The sequence below is a fragment of the Sedimentisphaera salicampi genome (genome assembly GCF_002117005.1).
Classification (GTDB): Bacteria; Planctomycetota; Phycisphaerae; order Sedimentisphaerales; family Sedimentisphaeraceae; genus Sedimentisphaera; species Sedimentisphaera salicampi.
On sequence record NZ_CP021023.1, the window covers coordinates 2,393,476 to 2,414,427 of the forward strand.

The 20,952-nt window shown below is 49.4% G+C and carries 12 protein-coding genes; 11 read left to right on the plus strand and 1 reads right to left on the minus strand.

The genetic code is table 11. The annotated features are described in order from the left end of the window. Positions 1 to 139: 139 nt before the first annotated feature. Complete coding sequence (gene ispH / locus STSP1_RS09085) at positions 140 to 973, minus strand: 4-hydroxy-3-methylbut-2-enyl diphosphate reductase (protein ID WP_085756036.1); 834 nt, start codon at positions 971 to 973, stop codon at positions 140 to 142. 134 nt (positions 974 to 1,107) lie between these two features. Here ispH and STSP1_RS09090 point away from each other — a divergent pair, with 134 nt between their 5' ends. The 11 genes from STSP1_RS09090 (at position 1,108) to STSP1_RS09140 (ending at position 20,816) form a co-directional block, all read left to right on the plus strand. After that, complete coding sequence (locus STSP1_RS09090; RefSeq protein ID WP_085756702.1) at positions 1,108 to 1,740, plus strand: PH domain-containing protein; 633 nt, start codon at positions 1,108 to 1,110, stop codon at positions 1,738 to 1,740. Positions 1,741 to 1,865: 125 nt separating this feature from the next. Then, on the plus strand, positions 1,866 to 3,212 hold the full coding sequence (locus tag STSP1_RS09095) for an ABC transporter permease (RefSeq protein ID WP_085756037.1): 1,347 nt from the start codon (positions 1,866 to 1,868) through the stop codon (positions 3,210 to 3,212). Between the two features lie 314 nt (positions 3,213 to 3,526). Beyond that, positions 3,527 to 5,392 carry a translational GTPase TypA gene (gene typA, locus STSP1_RS09100; protein WP_085756038.1) on the plus strand — a complete coding sequence of 622 codons (1,866 nt, stop codon included), beginning with the start codon at positions 3,527 to 3,529 and terminating at the stop codon, positions 5,390 to 5,392. Then, positions 5,389 to 6,042: a dTMP kinase gene (tmk, locus tag STSP1_RS09105; RefSeq protein ID WP_085756039.1), complete on the plus strand. Its 654-nt coding sequence runs from the start codon at positions 5,389 to 5,391 to the stop codon at positions 6,040 to 6,042. Before typA ends, tmk begins: the two co-directional genes overlap by 4 nt. Next, a complete protein-coding gene (locus STSP1_RS09110; RefSeq protein WP_085756040.1) occupies positions 6,026 to 6,370 on the plus strand; it encodes a C-GCAxxG-C-C family protein in 345 nt (114 codons plus the stop codon). The genes tmk and STSP1_RS09110 overlap by 17 nt, the downstream gene beginning before the upstream one ends. Before the next feature lie 222 nt (positions 6,371 to 6,592). Next, entirely contained in the window at positions 6,593 to 9,298 is a 2,706-nt protein-coding gene (gene ppdK, locus STSP1_RS09115) for a pyruvate, phosphate dikinase (RefSeq protein ID WP_085756041.1), read from the plus strand. A gap of 312 nt (positions 9,299 to 9,610) precedes the next feature. Then, entirely contained in the window at positions 9,611 to 11,473 is a 1,863-nt protein-coding gene (locus STSP1_RS09120; RefSeq protein ID WP_085756042.1) for a LamG domain-containing protein, read from the plus strand. Between the two features lie 10 nt (positions 11,474 to 11,483). After that, complete coding sequence (locus STSP1_RS09125; RefSeq protein ID WP_085756043.1) at positions 11,484 to 12,989, plus strand: sulfatase family protein; 1,506 nt, start codon at positions 11,484 to 11,486, stop codon at positions 12,987 to 12,989. A 3-nt stretch (positions 12,990 to 12,992) separates the two neighbouring features. Beyond that, complete coding sequence (locus STSP1_RS09130; RefSeq protein WP_085756044.1) at positions 12,993 to 14,489, plus strand: sulfatase-like hydrolase/transferase; 1,497 nt, start codon at positions 12,993 to 12,995, stop codon at positions 14,487 to 14,489. A gap of 14 nt (positions 14,490 to 14,503) precedes the next feature. Continuing rightward, complete coding sequence (locus STSP1_RS09135; protein WP_161491691.1) at positions 14,504 to 16,123, plus strand: right-handed parallel beta-helix repeat-containing protein; 1,620 nt, start codon at positions 14,504 to 14,506, stop codon at positions 16,121 to 16,123. A gap of 28 nt (positions 16,124 to 16,151) precedes the next feature. Further along, positions 16,152 to 20,816 (plus strand): right-handed parallel beta-helix repeat-containing protein, encoded by a 4,665-nt coding sequence (locus tag STSP1_RS09140; RefSeq protein WP_085756046.1) that lies wholly within the window; start codon positions 16,152 to 16,154, stop codon positions 20,814 to 20,816. The last annotated feature ends 136 nt before the right edge of the window (positions 20,817 to 20,952 follow it).

Below are 20,952 nucleotides of genomic sequence, written 5' to 3' on the forward strand. Positions count from 1 at the left end.
GGGAACCCAGAATCTTCAAGGAATCGCACGGACAGCCGCTCGGGAATAAGTGTTCGTTCTTGAAAGGCCCTGTTGGTCGGAGCAGAAAAAACCGTCGCCCGCACTGATCCGCCCTTACATTTTTTACGGCAAAAGAAACTCAAATCTCACGGATTGTTTCGGTGAATTCCTGAATCACCCAGTCCGGCGTTGATGCGCCTGCGGTAATTCCTGCAGAGCTGCAATCTCTCAGCATCTCCTGCTTGAGCTCAGATTTGTTCTGCAAGTGATATACGTTTTTGCATCCTTCACTGCACAGCTCGGCGAGTTTTCTGGTGTTTGCGCTGTGAAGCCCGCCGAGAACGAACATCACATCCACTTTTTCAGACAGCTGCTTCGCTGCCTGCTGCCTCCTCTGCGATTCTCTGCACAGCGTGTTTACCGCCCTTATCTCTGAGAAGTCAGCGTTTACCGCTGCCGCTGCCATATTGGAGAAAAATCCGTAAGACTGCGTAGTCTGGCATAAAAGAGCCGTTTTTTCGTGTGAACCTGCAAGCTCCTTCATCTGCTCGGGGGTCTCGGCTACCACAGCAGACTCAGTATGACCGGCGATTGAGATTATCTCGGGGTGCCTCGGGTCTCCTGCTATAACAACCATCCAGCCCTCAGCCTCAAGCCGAGCGGCCTTCTGCTGAACATGCTTTACCAGCACGCAGGTTGCATCAACTATGCTCAGACCTCTGCTCTGAATATCTTCGATCATTGCCTTTGTTGCCCCGTGCGAGCGAATCAGTACAGTGCCTCCGGGTATTTTATCAAGGCTTTCAACTGTAACTAACCCCTTATCAGCGAGTCTGCTTACGACATCCTGATTGTGTATTACAGGCCCGAGGCTGTAAACGGGGGATTCTTTTTCGAGCGTCTGTTCGGCGATTTTAATTGCATTGCGAACGCCGAGGCAGAAACCGCATTTTTCTGCTGTTAATACTTTCATATTCACCTTGTGTAATCAGTTTAATTTTGTTATTATCCAAAAACTTGAGTTCAGGGCAATTGTTTTGCCGAAATCGGCACAACTGTTCCTTTAAGCGCAATCTCTAAAATAATCTTATTTACAGGGGAAGCAATATGTATTGCAGTAAATGCGGCAGGCAGATCAGCGATGATGCGAGGTTCTGCGAGGGCTGCGGCGCACCGACAGCAGAATATAACTCGGCTGGAAGCAGCCAAAATGATTACACTCAGCACGATGCAGGGAGCCCTTCGATAAAGGTGAGCCCTACGTTCAATCCGCTTCTTAGTGTGGCATCTTTTATTCCTGTCCAATTGTTCCTCACGGCATGGGGAGCAGGTTTTCTCGGGGGGATGAGTTTGGGCGCAGTTAAGGCTTGGAAACTGGGGATCCCCGAATGGGCGCCTTTTGTTTTCTTTGGTGCGATTTTCTTTTTCGCAGTGCCGGCTTTGGTTTATTTTTTCAAGAAGAAAACCTACGAGAAAACTGAATACCGCTTCTTCAAAGACCGCCTCGAATATTCCGAGGGCTTTCTTACAGCTCAGGATAAAACAATCAAATACGATAAAATCACCGAGACTTCCATGCGAAGGGGGGTTGTGCAGAAGCGTTTCGGGCTTGGAACAATCTTCCTCGCAACGCCTGCAAGCGGCTATCAGCAAAACCGTGCTTCAAGCGGGATAAGGATAAAAGACGTTGAGCAGCCCGAAAAACTGTACTCTCAGATAGAATCCTTAATAGGGAAATAGCGAAGTCTGCCTTGGGCGGAAAATGCTTAACTGATAATGTTGACCTTCCTGCCGGTGCGGGTAGAATTATGCCGAGCCGAGAATCGGCTGCATATTCGATTGTAATTTTCTGAGAAAGGCAAACATTGAGCAGGCTCGAAAACATCCTTGCGGCAAGGTATTTCCGCAGAAGGCTTATAACATTCCTCGCTGCAGGGGCTGTGGCGGTGTCTGTGTTTATCGTTATTGTTGTGATGACGATAATGAACGGCCTTGTGCTGGATTTCAAAGACCGCAATCACGATTTCTTCGGAGACTGCATCATAAGCTCCACCTCCCTCACCGGTTTTGCAGGATTTGAGGAGCTAGAAGAGAGGCTTCTGGCAAGCGAAAAGATTGAGGCGGCAAGCCCTGTTGTAAACAGCTACGGGTTGCTCTCAAGCAGGCTGCTGCCCAGCAATATCGGCGTGAATATTATCGGCGTTCTCCCCGAGAAGCACTGCGAGGTTACCAGTTTCTGCGGGAGCCTTTATGAACCTGCCGGCAAGCCTTCCGATGTCTTTAAAACGCAGGGCAGTGATGCAGCAGGGTGCATTAGAGGTGTGGCAATGATGAATCAGCGAAGCGAAAGCGGAAAATACAACCACACCATCGATACCAGCATTGAATTCACACTCACCACATTCCCCCTGTCTCCAAGCGGTATGCCCGCGCAGGCGGGGGCGGATATCTCGAGCAGCAAAACATTCCGCCTTGTGAACGATTCGAACTCAAAGCTCGCAAAAGAAGACAACTACAATTTCTACGTGCCATTGGAAGAGGCGCAGCTGCTCTGCGGAATGGCAGGACAGAGCCCGAGAGTTACCTCGCTCCACCTTCGCTTTTCCCCGAAAACAGGGCTGCAGGAAGGCTGCCGAGAGGCAAGGACAGTTCTTGCTGATTTCAGGGAGGGCTATTCGGGAGAACACCCCGAGCTGCTGGACAACGTACGGGCAGAGAGCTGGAAGCAGTATCGAAGCGAGGTGATAGCGCCGGTGGAGAAAGAGCAGATTATGCTTACGATTATGTTCCTGCTTATCGGGATCGTAACGGTGTTCGTAGTGCTTGTGGTGTTTGTGCTGATAGTGAGCGGGAAAACGAAGGATATCGGAATCCTGAAAAGCTGCGGGCTCTCGAATGGATCCGTTCTTGCTGTTTTTATGAAATTTGCAGCGCTCACAGGAGCCCTCGGGGCATCTGCCGGAGCGATTGGGGCGTGGGCGTTTCTGAGCAAGATAAACGAGCTTGAAACATGGCTGTTTGAGAATTACGGCTGGCAGCTCTGGAACCGGAGCATGTATGTAATCGATGAGATACCCAATAAGCTTCAGCCGGGCGTGATAGCGCCGGTGTTTATATTTGCTGTGCTCGCCTCGCTGCTTGGGGCGGCAGTGCCCGCTGTGCAGGCTGCTTTTAGACGCCCGTCTGAAACGCTCAGAGTAGAAAACCTCTAACTCCTTGCAGGCGGGATAATCCGCAGAGATTTCACGGAGATATGATCCACAGGTTACACAGATTTTTTTCGTTTTCTTCACTGAGCCAGCCCGCCTGCGGCGAAAAGGGAACGAAGGGGATTAAAGAAGTTCTGCGAGAACGCTTTGCTTGTACAATAATGAGTTATCCCTGTCCCCCCTTGTTCTGTATGGTTTAATAGGAGTTAACCAGAGCGGGCGCCGGACGGCTAAAATTAGGCTTTACTTTGCTGGAGTTATTTGTACTCTTTGCGCAAATCATTCACTTACCAATTCTACCCCAAAGAGGAAATTAAATGGAAATTCATCATATAAGGAATGTTGCGATAATAGCACACGTTGACCACGGCAAGACAACGCTTGTAGATCAGCTCCTGTACCAAAGCGGTATGTTTCGAAGCGCAGATCTCGACAAGCTCGCCGGCGGACAACATAATCTTGTGATGGATTCTGATCCGCTCGAGCGTGAGCGCGGGATCACGATCCTCAGCAAAAACTGCGCAGTAAACTATACCACGCCCGAGGGCGAGGAATTCAAAATCAACATAGTTGACACCCCCGGGCACGCCGATTTCGGAGGCGAAGTTGAGCGGGTGATGAAAATGGCCGACGGCGTGATTCTCATTGTCGATTCGTTTGAGGGGCCGATGCCGCAAACAAGATTCGTTCTCGGGAAGGCTCTGGAGAACGGGCTCAAGCCGATAGTGGTTATAAACAAGGCAGACCGCCCCGATGCCAGATGCGATGATGTGGCCGATGAGGTGTTTGAGCTGCTTATTCAGCTTGGCGCTGATGATGAAACGCTTGATTTTCCGATAGTTTATGCCTCGGCGAAGGAAGGCTGGGCGCGAGCTGAGCTAAGCAGCGGGAATGACAATATGAAGCCGGTTTTCGATGCTGTTATTCAAAACGTTCCCGCTCCCGTATGCGATCCGAAAACCCCTCTGCAGATGCTCGTTACTACGCTGGATTATTCCGAGTATGTGGGCAAGATTGCAGTGGGCAGGGTTTTTGCGGGCAGGATCGCTAAGGCTCAGAAGGTTACGGTGATCGATAAAGAAGGCAGACACACCCTTCAGAAGATTGTTGATCTGTATGAATTTGAAGGTCTCGGAAAACGCCCTGTTGACTGGATTGACTGCGGGGATATCTGCGCTGCTGCGGGGCTTGAACCGGTGGATATAGGCAACACCATCGCCTGTCCGGATAAGCCCTCTCCGCTGCCGCTTATATCGGTTGATGAGCCCACAATGACAATGACGTTCCGGGTGAATGACGGCCCGCTTGCCGGCAAAGACGGCAAGTATGTAACAGGCCGGCAGATATGGGCGAGGCTTCAGAAAGAGCTGCAGACAAACGTTGCTCTCAGGGTTGAGCCCGGGCCGACAGGCGAGCAGTTCAAGGTTTCCGGCAGGGGGCTTATGCACCTTGGAATTTTGCTTGAAAATATGCGGCGAGAGGGATACGAGGTATGCGTAGGCAAACCGGAGGTGATATTTAAAGAGTTCGATGGTGTGCTTCAGGAGCCTCTTGAAATCCTCAGCATAGACTGCCCTATGGACTGTCAGAACTCTGTGATGAGCCTGCTTGGAGACCGCCGCGCTGAAATGCAGGACCTTACCACAAAATCCGGAGCGGATAATTTCGTTCATATTGAGTTTCTCATTCCAAGCCGCGGGCTTTTCGGGCTCCACGCCAGACTGCTCAACGCAACGCAGGGCAGAGCTGTGGTTCACCATCGTTTCGAGAGGTACGGCCCAATGAGAGGCTCGATACCGCAGCGTCAGGCGGGAGTGATGATTGCCACAGACCCCGGACAGGTTACGCCCTATTCGCTGGATAATTTGTTCGACAGGGGCTTTTTCTTTGTTTCGCCTGGAGACATTGTTTATGAAGGGCAGGTTGTTGGCGAGCACTGCAAGGATAAGGATATACCCGTAAATCCGGTAAGGCAGAAGGCCCTGTCTAACGTGCGTGCTTCCGGCAAGGATGATTCTGCAAAGGTTAAGCCGGCAAGGAAGATGAGCCTTGAGGCCACGCTTGAATATATACAGGATGATGAGCTTGTTGAAATTACGCCGAATTTTGTGAGAATGAGGAAGGTTTACCTCAAAGAGGCGGACAGAAGAAGAGCGGACAGAAAGAAGCAGACTGAAAAATGATTTCTCCGGAGATATACAGAGGAAAGTTTATAGTGCTCGACGGCCCAGACGGCAGCGGCAAAAGCACTCAGGCTCAGATGCTCAGAAAAGCCTTAAACAAAGCAGGCGTTGAAACCTCTGCATTCAGAGACCCTGGCGACACTGTTATCGGCGAGAAGATTCGTGATATCCTTCTAAGCCCTGAGCATTCGGCGATGTCTGATAATTCTGAAGTCCTCCTTTATATGGCAGCGAGAGCCCAGCTGTGGAGAGAAAAGATCTCGCCTGCGATTGAAGAGGGCAAGTGTGTTGTGATGGACCGCTGGCTTTCCAGCACATGTGCATATCAGGGCAAGGCTGGCGGCTTCGGGATTGAAAACGTTATAAAAATCGCTGAGCTTAGCCTGCCGCGGGTATGGCCGGATAAAACTTTCATCATCGAGGTTGACCCGCAGGAGGGGCTGAATAGAATAACCCGAAGCTTCGACAGAATGGAGCAGAAAGGTATTGGTTATCATCGGCTGGTATATGAAGGATACTTGGAGCTGGCCGCTTTATCCAAACACTTAGAGGACTTTGACGTATCGGTTGTTTCAGGATATGGAAGTATTGAACAAGTTCACAGAAATGTTTTGGAAAAACTGGAATTAACAGATGGTAGAAACAGCTAAGAAAAAATTTCACGGCGAAGAGAGATATAATTGTGCTCAGGCAGTTTTATCTGCCTTTAGAGATAAATACGCAGTTTCAGAAGACTGCATAAAAAGCCATAGAACCTCAGGCGGAGGAAGAGCCGAAGGGGGCACTTGCGGTGCGCTCTATGCTGCTTTGATGCTCGTTGAAAACAATCCCGAAAAGGCCGAAAAGCTTTGCAGAAGATTCGAACAAAAAGCAGGACATACAAAATGCAGAGAGCTCAAAAGGCTCGGCTTCCCGTGCAGAGAATGTGTGGGACTTGCTGCCGAGCTGCTTGCAGAGCTTGAGCAAAAGTGCGCATAGATTTTTACTGCGCACTGAGTATTTATCATAGGTTTATTTTTTTGGCCGGAGAAGAATTTGCATTAATCTTTGCAAATTTGAACATAATATTCACTCTTTTAGCCTCTCAGCGGCGATATCCTGTTGACACAAAGCACTCTGCTTATATACTCCATTAAAAAGAGTTTTGTATTGCCTATGGCGATGCATGAGACAAATTCGTCTTAATTCAGGAGAAATCTTATGGCTGAGAAAAGGGTTTATTTCTTTGGCAAAGGCAAAGCCGAAGGAAAGGCTGAAATGAAACATCTGCTTGGAGGCAAAGGTGCTAACCTTGCAGAAATGACAAATCTTGGAGTGCCGGTTCCGCCGGGCTTCACAATAGCCACTTCGGTTTGTCAAGAGTATGAAAGCAACAAAGGCAAATGGCCGGCAGGCTTGAACAAGGAAGTCGATGAGAACATCGCTAAGCTTGAGAAGGCGATGGGGCAGAAATTCGGCGACAACAAGAACCCGCTGCTTGTAAGCGTTAGAAGCGGGGCGGCTGTATCAATGCCCGGTATGATGGATACCGTTTTGAACCTCGGCCTCAACGACAAGGCTGTTGAAGGGCTTATCGAGAAAACCGGCAACCCTAAGTTCGTTTACGATATCTACCGCAGGTTCATTGATATGTTTGCTGATGTTGTGATGGGATGTTCACACAGCAACTTCGAAAAAGCAATACATGCCGCAAAAGAAAAGGCCGGCGTTGAAAACGACAATCAGCTTTCTGCTGAGCAGCTTCAGGATGTAGTTGAGAAATACAAGGCTATATACAAAAAGCACGTTGGCTCAGCTTTCCCGCAGGACCCAAAGAAACAGCTTGTAAATGCAGTGAATGCTGTATTCGGCTCTTGGGAGAGCGAAAGGGCAATCAAATACCGCAAGCTTAATAAGATTGAGTCACTCCTCGGAACTGCGGTAAACGTTCAGGCGATGGCTTTCGGAAATATGGGCGAGGATTCAGGTACAGGCGTTTGCTTCACAAGAAACCCCAGCACCGGAAAGAAAGAATTTTACGGTGAGTATCTTATTAATGCTCAGGGCGAGGATGTTGTTGCGGGAATCAGAACTCCGCAGCCGCTTAAGAGCCTCAATAAAGCTATGCCGAATCTTTACAAAGAGCTTACCGCATTAATGACCAAGCTCGAGAAGCACTACAAAGATATGCAGGACATTGAATTTACGATTCAGGAAGGCGAGCTTTTTGTGCTTCAAACCAGAAACGGCAAGAGAACTGCCGCAGCTGCTATCAAAATTGCAGTTGATATGCTCAAAGAGCGTTTGATTAACAACCGCGAAGCGGTTCACAGAGTAACGGCGAATCAGCTCGATACGCTGCTTCACCCAAGCTTTGATACAAATGCCAAGAGGGATGTTGTGGCTAAAGGGCTGCCGGCATCTCCAGGCGCTGCTGTTGGTCAGGTAGTTTTCGATGCTGAAGCAGCAGAGAAATGGGAAGCTCAGGGCAAAAAGACAGTGCTTGTTCGTACAGAAACAAGCCCCGAAGATATCGGCGGAATGGCAGCGGCAGAAGGCATCCTCACAGTACGCGGCGGAATGACCTCACACGCCGCTGTTGTGGCAAGAGGTATGGGCAAGTGCTGCGTTGCAGGATGCAGCGATATCTCAATTAACGAAAAGACCAAGAAGTTCAGCGTTGCCGGCAAGACATTCAAAGAGGGCGACTGGGTTAGCCTTGACGGGTCTAACGGTCAGCTGATGGCAGGTGCTGTGCCCACTGTAGAGCCGAAGATGAGCGGAGACTTCAGGAAGTTTATGACAATCTGCGATAAGGTTCGCAAGATTAAAGTACGCACAAACGCCGACACGCCGGAAGACGCCGAAAAGGCCGTAGGTTTCGGTGCTGAAGGTATCGGGCTCTGCCGTACTGAGCATATGTTCTTCGAGGGCAAGAGGGTCTGGTATGTTCGTCAGGCTATCCTCGAAGCAGACAACTATGCCGAAATGAAAAAAGAAATGGAAGAAGCCGAAACAAAGACAGAGCAGCAGAAGATTAAGTCTAAGTATTCTGAGACAAAGAAGAACTTCGAAAGTGCTCTCAGAAGGCTTGCTTCATATCAGAAGAAGGATTTCGAAGGTATATTCAAGGCGATGGCAGGCAAGCCGGTTACGGTGAGACTGCTCGACCCGCCTCTGCACGAATTCCTGCCTCACGATAAGGCAACACAGTCTGAGATGGCTAAACGCTTGGGCGTTTCGCTCAAGAAGGTTAAAGAGCAGGTTGAAAAGCTCAATGAATTCAATCCGATGCTCGGACACCGCGGCTGCCGTCTCGCTGTTACATACCCTGAATTCTACAGGATGCAGGCAAAGGCAATCATTGAGGCAGCAATAGCAGCCAGCACACCTAAGAAGAAGGTTGTACCTGAGATTATGATTCCGCTTGTAGGCCATGTTGAAGAGCTCAAGATCGTGAAGGAAGAGATCGTTGACGAGATCAAGCAGGTTCTCAAAAGCCACGACACAAAGCTTACCTACAAGATTGGAACTATGATTGAAGTTCCAAGAGCCGCTCTCACTGCTGATGAAATTGCCGCAGAGGCAGACTTCTTCAGCTTCGGCACCAACGACCTCACTCAGATGGCTCTGGGCTTCAGCCGTGATGATGTTGCCAAGTTTACCGCCAAGTATATTGAATACGGCATATACAAAGACGACCCGTTCCAGGTTCTCGACCAGAGCGGTGTCGGCAAATTGATAGAAACGGGCGTTAAGCTTGGTCGTGAGCAGAAGAAAACCCTCAAGGTTGGTATCTGCGGCGAACACGGCGGTGAACCCAACACTATTGAATTCTGCGCTGACCAAGGTATGAACTACGTTTCATGCTCTCCATACCGCGTGCCGATTGCAAGGCTCTCGGCCGCACAGGCAGCGTCTAAGTAGTTCTCGATTACAGCAGATCCACAGCAGAGCTCGGGTTTTCGGGCTCTGCTTTTCTATGCGCCGGATGAGAGGCTGTAATGAGTGTCCTATGTTCGCTTATTTTATCCGTCTGTTGTGTGCCTTTTGTGCGGGAGTGATTGTCATTTGTATTCAGCAGAAAAGAAAATGCTCTTTTTCCTCGCTATCTGCCTCTAATATGATTAAAAAAACGTCAGCGGAAGAAAAAATTGTTTTTTCCGTAAAAATACCCCTCACTTATAACATATCTAAAGTGATAAGCCAGTTTTTTAATAAATGATAATAGGAGACAAAATGAGTAGTAAATTTAAATTTTTCATTTTAGCGGTGTTCACCTTGACCTTTGGATTTTCAAACGTTGATGCAGATCAGCAATGGCGGTTTATAACCCTCTCAGACTGGCACTCCGCCGAAAAATACATCCACGTTCGAGGGGATGATTACGGCAGCAGAGAGAAGGCGGTTAAGGAAGATATCGCAGCCGCAAAAATGCTTAAGGATAATTACGGCGGAGAATTTGTCTTTATCCCTGGCGACAGCAACGGCGGCCACTGGGACACAAAGCGCTTCAGAAATAATTACTCACCAAACCTCTCGCCGGAAGAAACCGTTCTGAAGGCCGGCCATTACTGTTATGAAGGTATGCTCAATGCATTCGCAAAAGGCGGATATGATAAAATAATAATGGCAGTAGGCGATCACGAAATGGGCGATAACCCATGGCCTGCGGGGAGTATGGTATCAAAGCTCCAGCCGGAGTTTCGTGAGGCCTTCGCGAAAGAGTTCAATTATGATGAAAACGGTGAATTTATTTATGACAAGCCGATAGGCGATGCACCTTCCCGTCCTCTGGGCACAAAGTATCAGGACACTTCTTTCGCTTACCAGCATAAAAACGTGCTTTTCATCACGGTTGATCAGTTTCATCAGGAAAACCCAAACAAGCGTATCGGCGGCGAGGGCTCTGTAACAGGCACCGTTACCGGCAGACACCTCGACTGGCTCAAGAACGTGCTCAGCGAGGCAAACAAAGACAGCTCAATCAAGCACATAATCGTGCAGGGTCATCTGCCCGTTATTTACCCTGTTCGCAAGGTAAACAGCAGCGGTATGATGATGGACGATAATTCTGATAATCCGTTTTGGAAGGTGCTCAGGGAATACGGCGTTGATTTGTATTTCGCAGGAGAGGTGCATTCAAACACCGTAACCAAAGACAGCGGCTCTGATTTGGTTCAGCTTGTAAGCCGCGGAAACTTCTTTACAAACCTCCTCACCGCAGATATTACAGATGATGTTATAGACATCAATCTCTATGAAAACCCGAATCGCAGCGTACTTGAAGGCAGCTATTCGAAAGCTGGGAGGCTAATAATAGATAAATCCGAAGGCGAGACTGAATTCAAGGGCGAGGGTATGCTCGATTTCATGGACCCCGATGCCCGCCTGTTTTACTTTGATTTTGAAGAGCTCAGCAATCTGCACAAAAGACCAATTTTCGGCCTGCGCGACAGAAATATCAGAGGAATCAAAACCACCACTGAAACCATCCCGAATAAAGGTGAGTTCGGCGTTCAGTACGATGCTGTGCAGGCAAACGTAAGCCTTGCCGAAACCGGCAGCGGCAAAGCCGGCAAGTTTACAGAGAAAAGCCGAATGGCCTGCTACGGAATGGGCCCGCTTCAGGATGAACACGCTGTTAGCTATTCAGTGCGAGTGAAAACCGAATCCCCCGAAAAGATGGTGCTTATAAACACCGGCTCAATATGGGGTAATAACGTAAGGGACTTTATGAACCTGAATCTCAATCAGGGGCTCGTTCAGGTTGAAGTGAGCAAATCTTCAAGCCTATTTGCCCGGTCTGAGCGTCTTAACGACAATAATTGGCATCATATAGCCGCCGTTATGCCGAAAGACGGCTGCAAGCTCTCGGAAGTTGTCGTGTATGTTGACGGCGAGAAATGCCAAACGAAGCTCAAAGGCAGCGATACTAAGCTCTCATTCAATCAGGCAGTGAGGCTCTCTTTCGGCGGCCTTGGATACAGCAAGAAGGCCTTCGATTCGCTGAATGTAACGCCTTTTGTTGGAATGATGGATGATATATCCCTCTGGACAAGACCTCTGAGCCCGGCAGAAGTGAGCGGGATGGCGGAATAGGAGAGCACTAATGAGAAAAGATAAAAGCAATATATCACGAAGGCAGTTTCTTTCTGCGGCTGGAGGCAGTCTTGCGGCAGCATCTTTGGGTTCGGGTTTGCAAGCTGCGAAGAGAGATTCCCGCCCGAACATCCTGCTTATCGTTACCGATCAGGAAAGCTGGATGGACAGGCAGACAAGAGGTCTGCTTGATATGCCAGCAAACCGCTGGCTCTATGAAAACGGCACCTCATTCTCCAGCTTCTACTGCACTACAGCACAATGCACCCCCGCAAGAAGCACAATCCAGACCGGTCTCTATCCGCATCAAACGCGGCACGTTGCCAACACCAACAAAAAATACTGCGCACATATCCCCGAAGGCGTGGAATTTCTCGGCAATAAGATGCGGCAAGCTGGATACTTCAACGGTTACGGCGGGAAGTGGCATCTGCTTGAGCCCAAGAAAAGGCTCGGCGTGGGGAGAGTGTTGGGCGGAACAGATGATGCCGCGCAGGATGACTACTTCAAAAGATTTATGAAGATCAGGGATGAATCAAAGCCATGGTTTTATCAGGCGCATTTCCTCAATCCGCACGATATATACCATATGAACTATATCTTCGAGGGTGAAGAGCTTCCCGATCCCGAGAATGCAACAAAGTGGCTCAAAGGTAAAATCAAACGAGTGCCCGGAGAAGAAAAAAGAGCGAAAAGGATATTAAAAAGGCTCGGCGATAAGCTTAGCCCTCCTCCCGGCTGGGATAAAGAGATAGAAGGCATCCCGCCGGCAATAGGAGACTGGGCATACCCTTACGGGAACAGCGGAAAATACAAGGCCCTCTCCCGCAAAGAAAAACTCGAATACTGGAAGAAATACCGCGCATTGTACTATTCGCTTCATGAGATGGTGGACGAGCAGATAGGCGATCTGCTGAATGTGTTGAAAGAAGATTATCCCGAGCAGTTCAGGAACACAATCATAATTCGCACAGCAGATCACGGAGATATGAGCGGCGAGCATGAAAGCCTGAAGTATAAAGGGCCTGTGCCGTTTGATGCGCAGATGCACATACAGCTGATATTGGCAGGCCCAGGAATACCCAAGGGCAAAGAGATTGAAGATATTGCGAGTCAGGCAGACCTTGCTGCAACTATCTGCGAGCTTGCTGGGGCTGAGAAGCCCAACGAGGGCAGGTCGGATGCGGAGAGCCTCGTAAAGGCGATAAAAACTTCTAAACCTGTGGGAAGGGAATACGTATTCATTGAATACTACTTCCTCGGGGCTGTTCAGCCTTTGCGGATTATAAGGAGCAAAGACTACAAATACGCAGTGCATTACGCAGAGAACAAAACAGCATTATTCGATTACTCCAAAGACCCTTGGGAAAGGAACAACCTCAGCGGAAATCCCGCCTACAGCCGGATTGAAAACAAACTGAAGAATGAGCTTATCGCTTGGCAGAAAGATATGGACGATCCGGTTACAACGGATAAATACGTTATTCAAGAATGGAAGAATCCAAGGAAAGGTTAATCAGTGAGTAGAGCAAATATTTTATCAAGACGTCAATTCATCAGCTCTGCGGCCTGCTCTGCTGCGGCATTAGCACTTGCAGGGGAAACATTAGGAGCAAGAAAAACCGGCCGGCCGAATCTCGTTATAATACACACCGACGAACACAATTTCAGAACCCTCGGCTGCTGCCGTGATATGCTCAGTAAAGAACAGGCATATATGTGGGGCGAGGGGCTTAAGGTTGATACCCCTCACATAGACTCCATTGCAAAACAAGGCGCAATCGCTACAAGCTGCTATTCGAGCTCGCCGGTATGCTCGCCTTCCCGCTCCTCTCTTCAGACCGGACTCTATCCGCAAGCCACAGCGGTAAAAAAGAATGATATTCCCATGCTATCAAGCGTGAAAACATTTGCAGGCGTTCTTCAGGAAAAGGGCTACGCCACAACGTATCTGGGTAAATGGCATCTGGACGGCAACGGCAAACCGCAGTGGGATCCAAAACGGAATTTCGGCTATCAGGATAATCGATATATGTACAACCGCGGCCACTGGAAGATCCTCAAAGATACCCCTGACGGGGCAGAGATTGTGGGTAAATTCAAAGGCGAATGGAACTATAAATATGACATCACGAAGGCAGACGAAAAATCTTTCACAACAGATTTCCTCTGCGACCGCACAATACAAGCCATAGAGCGCGATAAAGACAGGCCGTTCTGTGTTATGTGTTCAATCCCAGATCCCCACGGCCCGAACAAAGTGCGAAGCCCGTACAATAAAATGTTTGATAAGGATAAGTTCGAAGAGCCCCGCACAATGAATACAGGCAAGGAGGTTCCCGGCTGGGTGAGCAAAGGCAAGCAATGGACAGACGGTTACAATGAGTGGCAGAGAAACGGGCTTGCTGAATATTTCGGTATGGTAAAGTGCATCGATGATAATGTGGGCAAGATCCTCAGCTTCCTCAAACGCACCGGCCTTGAGGAAAACACGATCGTTATCTTCACCTCAGACCATGGCGATCTGATGGGTGAGCACAACCGCCACAACAAAGGCCTGCCATACGAGACATCTGCCCGCATTCCGTTTGTTATCAAATATCCGGACAAAATTAAGCCGGGCAAAATCATCAAGAAGGCAAACACCAACACCGACTTTGCACCCACGATCCTTTCGCTGATGGGCTTTGAAGGCGAGCTAAAAGGCTGCCACGGCGAGGACATCTCTAAAGATTTTACAAGCCCCGAGAAGATTGTCGATTCTGAGAGAATAGTGTATTTCCGCCATGCAGGCGAGAAGTGGGCTGCTGCTGTGAGCAGCAGATACAAGCTCGTTCTCTCTACTGTTGACAGGCCTTGGCTTTTCGATCTCGAAAAAGACCCCGATGAACTAACAAACTTCTGCAATAAAGAGGAATATGCTGAGGTGTCGAAGAGATTTAAAAAAGCACTTGTTGAGCAGATGAAAAAATTTGAAGAACCAATGCTCAAAAGCGGCAAATTAAAACTTACTTAAAAATGGAGTGCAAATTGAATACCAAAACAGCTCTAATCGCAGCGGCAGCTTTTATTCTGCCGCTGTTTGTATGCAGTGCATCCGCTGACACGTATTATATAGACAGCCGCGAGGGAAGCGATTCCAATTCCGGCCTTTCTGAAAGCTCCCCGCTTGCAGGTTTTGAAAAGGTAAACTCGAAATCATTTACCTCAGGCGATAAAATCCTGATTAAGCGGGGCAGCGAAATAAACGGCTCGCTAAAAATCACCGCAAAGGCATCGGCGGATAATCCGCTTGTTATAGCTTCTTACGGCAAAGGCTCAGAGCCTGTTATAGATGCCGCAGGTTACCTCGCCGGCGTACATATCAAAAACTCCAGCGGCGTTGTGCTCAAGGATATCGAAATAACAGGCGACGGGGGCAAGGCAAAGGAAGAATTCAGCCAGAAACAGAGATACGCTGTTTTTGTAGAGGCGGATAAGGGGGGCGAGCACAATTTCTTCCGTCTCAAAAACCTCGATATACACGATATATTCGCTGCCAAGCAAACCCCGTCAGACGGCAAAAACAAAACCTCAAACAGGGCGGTAGGCATTTATTTAGCCTCAAACGGTAAGGCATATTTATCTGATGCAGTTGTTGAAGGCTGCCGCATACTTAAAACTGGCTTTACGGGTATAAGGATTAGAAGCGGCAGCAGTAATGAAGAATTCAACAACACCGGCATCCGTATTCTGAACAACAGGCTTCAGTATATCGGCGGGCCGGGGATCCAGCCCAGCAGGGCAAAGGATATGCTCGTGCGGGGCAATAAGTTGTACCGCTCCGGCTCTACTGCCGATCCAAGGATGCACTCACGAGGAAGCGGAATCTGGACGTGGGGCTGCACAGATGTGCTGATTGAGAAGAATAAATTTACCCACGCAGGCGGCAAGGCAGATTCCTGCGGGATGCACATAGACTTCAACTGCCGGAATGTGGTAATTCAGTACAATTTCAGCGCTGCCAACGCAGGCGGATTCATCGAGATACTCGGGAACAACTACAACTGCGCATACCGCTACAACATCAGCGTGAACGACGGCTTCCGCGAGAAAGGCAAAAACGGCGCACATCAGGAAGGCAAGATCCTCTGGACAAGCGGTTACGTTGGGCGAAACAGAGAAAAGCACGGGCCGTACAACTCCTATATCTACAACAACACGATCTACACCAAGCCCGGCAGCAGATCCTGCTTCTCGATCTCACCAACTACTCAGGGGCTGCTGATTGCCAATAATATATTCTGCCTTAACGGCGAAACGGTAAATGTTTTGGGCGATCAGGATGGCCAGAAAGCCCGCTCAGAAAATCCCTTTGAGCCGGTAATATTCAAGAACAATCTCTACTGCAGCCCAGATACGCTTCCGAAAGATTTAGGCATCAAAGATTCATCCCCGATTTATGGAAGCCCTGATTTCCAAAAGCCCCGCGGATGGCTGCCCCAAGATTATATACCCGAAAATAAAGAGCTGATAAAGGATAAGGGAATAGAAATCCCCAAGCTTGCGGGCGATAAAATCGGCCTTGATATAGGGCTTGAGCCCCCGCACGATTTTGCAGGAAATGAAATAAAAGGAAGGCCGGATATCGGCGCTTTTGAAATCGATTAACGTTATTTATTTGTATTGAGGAATTGCTATGCTCTTGCGTTTTTTAATAAATCAGCGGTTTGTTTTTCTATTGTTGTGCATAATTAGTTTTCAGGCTTTGGCGCAGTCCGCCTTCCAGCCTTACAATACAGGCGGCGATAACATAATCCACGTTACCGCCGCAGACTTCGATGATGTTGGAGTGAAGGATTACGTTGTATGTATGTCCGTTCACGGGAAGATCAAGGCCTACGACCGCCCCGCACTTCACCCGCAGGGCGGCAGCCCGCTTCTCTGGGAGTATTCAACGCCCGTGAGCTTTAACATTATGATAAAGGCAGCGCAGGCAAACACGCAGAGCCCGGGCGAGGAGATACTCATCCCCGGAACCGACGGCAAGCTCAGAATACTCTCAAGCGAAGGCAGCCTTCTGAGCGAATGGTCTGTGGGTTCTGGGGCTATGTACTGCGCAGATACAGGGCAGACAAGCTCCGGGCAAACCGTTATTATCACAGGCGGGGTTGACGGGAACGTGTATTTCCTTGATGAGAGCGGAAATCAGCTTGCATCTAAAACGCCCGAGAATAAAGGCGTTGTAAGGCGTGTGGTAACTGGTGATTACGACGGCTCAGGAGGTGAGGAGGCTGCGGTTTTCTATGCTAAGAGAGGCTTTGCAGGAAACCGTTATATCGAAATTTACGATCTCGACACGTTTGCCCGCCCCTCATACTCACAGCTCACAGCCCCGCTCTACGATGATGTAGGCCCTACGGTTGCCTGGGGCTATGTTGGAATGGGCTGGACAGACAAACAAATCCCCTGGGCTTATGATATGGACGGCGACGGAGATGAGGAAATCGCTGCGCACTGGGGCGTGCTGCATCCCGAATCCGGCTCTGAGGAGACAAGACTCACTGGATTTGCTAATGACGGCGAGCTTCTCTATCTCGACCAAGACTATGGAAATGCCTTTGAGCAAACACCCACAGGCAGATACCTCCTCCAGCAGGGTATTCCGGGGGATTTCAAAGATGGAGCTGAGTACCCCGATACCGAGCTTTTCACCGTTTACGGCGATGATCTGTATCTCGTGAATTACGACACCTCTAAAAGTCCAGAAACAAACAGATGCAAAGTGTCAGATTATACAAACGCCCACCCCCTTTACCACTTCACAGATGCCGCAAGGCTTGAGGACCGCAGCGGCGGGCTCGATAAAATCGTGCTTGCAGGCCCGATCACGGGAGACGACCATTTCTATGTTGTGGATTTATCAGGCGACGACTGGAAGCAGCAGTCGCAGACAATAGACGGAAGAGGCGTTCTGGGCGAGGTTGATTCAAATTTAGACCAGCTCTCCAGCAGCCTCGATAATTTCGCCGGCCAGCAGGCTCATTCAGGCAGGCCGATTTGGTTCATTCACTACTTCGAAAGCTGGCTCGGCTGGGAGATGACTCCCGAAAACATCCAAGCCCACGGCCAGCAGGTTGAAGATGCGATGCTGCCTTGGAAAAATATGCTCGGCGGAGATCCGCAGAGGGTTGTTTTTGCCGCAAGCCATAATCCAAAGGTTATCGGGCCAAACGGCGGCGATCCGGATGTAACGCCCGAAGGTATGGTGGCCTACTGCGAAGAGCTGGCATCCAGAGGGGTCCATTTCTGCCTGAAAATCGGTCACGGCGCAAATCTCTATATGTCTGCAGAAAACCTCGCAGACTGCTACGAGGCTTCTGTGGTGGACGGCGAATGTTATATGATGGCCAGAACAAAAGAGCTTCATACAACCAACTATATCGACGCATATAAGCCGCATATGGATGCTGTGCTTCAAAGGGCTCAGCAGATCGGCGAAGAGCCTGCAAAAATAATGCTCTGCGGAAAAGGGGCAATCTTCTCGGCTATGACGCCCTCTCAGGCCTCCACTTATTTCCCCGCTTACAAAGACATCCTGATGCCGGGCGTGGAAAATTCCAACGTCAATGCTGTAGATCTAAGCTTCTCCGAACGCGTAGGCTTATGGATGTCCGGGCAGGTTGAATCGTGGGGCTGCAATCTCGCTGGAGACTGGCTCGCCTCAAACAGAATAGCAGAATGGGGCGGCATGCGGAACGGCCATATCGTTCTGCGTCATCTGCTCTCTCAGCTTGCCATGGGTGCTGAGGTGTTTCGCTTTAATTCAGTTACGGCGTCGGAAAATCCGATTTACAAAAGAGGCATAGACCCAAATACGCACTGGTGGAGCGATACATACAGGCAGGGGATGTGGAACTTTCTTAAGATAGTGGAATCAGGGGTGTTCCCCTCAATTCCCTCAAGGCAGCAGATAAAGGGCATCTCGCCTGTGGCTGCTGCTGCCCCCGAGCCCGATTATGCTCACCTGAGAAAGGAGGATGTAAACCACGATTGGAATAATTACTCGCCTGACAGCACGGCATACGTTATCAACAACCTTGAATGCTGGAACGCATATAAAGACGTGCCCGAATACGACCTTACCTCAATCTTCTTCAATACAAAACGAAGATGGGATAATTTCTTCCCCACATCCGCATCCGGCTTCCCGCTTTTCGTGCCTTACAAAACTAAGCAGCAGCTTGAGGCAATGCCGTGGTGCAGGAAGGCATACCAGACAGACGGCGTGAGCTGGGATGATTACGACAGGCTTATGCTTGCTGAAACCGAGATAAGCTCCGAGCTTCAGGCTCAGCGAACCAATATGCCCTTTTATGTGGAAAATGAATGCTTCTGGCAGGTGATTGAGAGTGAGAGCTCTCCGGATCTCTATTATGCGATGCTTATGGATTCTGCAGCCTTGAGCCCTGAAGAGCGAGATGTTAAGCTGAAGCTCGGCAGCGAAACCGGAGCTTGGGCAGTTTACGATCAGCTCGGCTCCCAGCAGCAGCCTCTCGGCGAGCTCAGACGCAGCTCTGATGAAGTACCGATTACTGTGCCCGCAGGCAGCGCAAGGCTTCTGACTATTCAAGCCGATCAGAGCGGCGGAGCTGATATCTACGAAGACGGCTTCGTTGACCATACCGATCTGATGATGATGGTTTATCAGTGGCTCGGGGCTCCAATGAGGCCTTCTGCTGATATAGCTCCGGAAAGCGGAGACGATTTTGTGAACCTGCTGGATTTTTCAGCTCTCGCTGAAAGCTGGCTTATCCTCCAGCCCGGCACAGAATACTACTTGGACAGCGAAAACGGAGACGACTCAAACTCCGGCCTTACTCCGCAGTCCGCTTGGAAAACACTTTCCAAGGCGAGCTCTCAAAGCTATGAGATGGGCGATTCGATCCTGCTTAAATCGGGGCAGACATTCGAAGGCTCTCTGCAGATAACCTCCAGCGGCACCGAAAAAGCTCCTATTGTAATCAGCTCTTGGTCTGATGGCGATAAGCCTGTAATTGATTCAGCAGGCTTCTTTGCCGGCATAGAAATAACTGATTCGAGCTTCGTTGAGGTGAGCGGGATTGAAATCACCTCCGACGGCCAGGAGGCTATAGACCCCCGCGCAGAAACGCAGCGCTACGGCGTTTACGCCTTCGCTTCAGGTTCGCAGGTGCAGGAGGGAATAAAGCTCTCTGATCTGTATATCCACGATATATTCGCAGAAGTTGCGGTGAGCTCGGGAGGCAGGAACCCAACATCGAATATGGGCAAAGGAATAGAAGTGTTGGCTCAGGGCTGGGGCGATCCGTATTTCGACGGAATAACAATAGAAAACTGCCGCATCGAGACCACCGGCCATTACGCTCTGGGCGTGCATACGCGACAAACCAGCGACCAAAGCCGCTATACAAGGAATGTAGAGATATTGAACAATTCGCTCGCTGATATAGGCGGCCCGGGCATCCAGCCGGGAAGGTGCAGAGATGTGCTCGTGCGCGGGAACACCGTTGATGCAAGCGGGGCGTACGTTGACCCGAGAATGCACGGCAGGGGCAGCGGGATATGGCCTTGGAGCTGCCATAATGTGCTTATAGAGAAAAACAGCTTTATGCACGCAAGAGGCAAGGCCGATTCCTGCGGCGCACATATAGACTTCAACTGCTCAGATGTTGTAGTTCAGTATAACTTCAGCATGGACAACGAAGGCGGATTCATCGAGATCCTCGGCAACAACTACAACTGCGCATACCGCTACAACGTTAGCGTTAATGACGGCTTCAGGGTAAAGGGGCAAAACGGGGCTGTACAGGAAGGGAAAACCATATTTGCAGGAGGTTATGTCGGTTCAGGGAATGCAAAGACAGGCCCTTTCAATACTTACATCTATAACAATACGATATACACTAAGGGTGATGGGAGATCCTGTTTCAGGATTGAAAAAACAACAGACGGGCTTCTTATCGCAAACAACATCTTCTGTATGTATGGGGATACATCTCATGATTCTGGGGATTCAGGGCAGGTGAGCAATGTGATTTTTGAAAATAATATGTACATCTATCAGGATATCTGGCCTTCAACTATGCCCATTCAAGATTCGGCTCCTATCTACGGCTGGCCTGTATTCACTAATCTCGGCGGAACTGACCCGCTTGACTATATCCCAACCAACACATCTGAAGTGCAGGATGCGGGTATCGAAATTCCCAAACTCCCCCAAGACAGCGTGGGGCTGGAAATCGGCCTTGAGGTTCAGGAAGATTTCAGAGGAAATCCGATTGTCGGCCTGCCCGATTTGGGGGCATTTGAAATTGGTCAGTAATGTTATCCGCCTTTAAGCAATTTGAGGTTTTTCTTGAAATTAATGTCCATTCTGAAATCTGAAATTTATTTTTGTCAGATTTATTCATTGCATAAACATTTAACAGTAAGATGAAAATCAGCTATGCAGAAAAGTT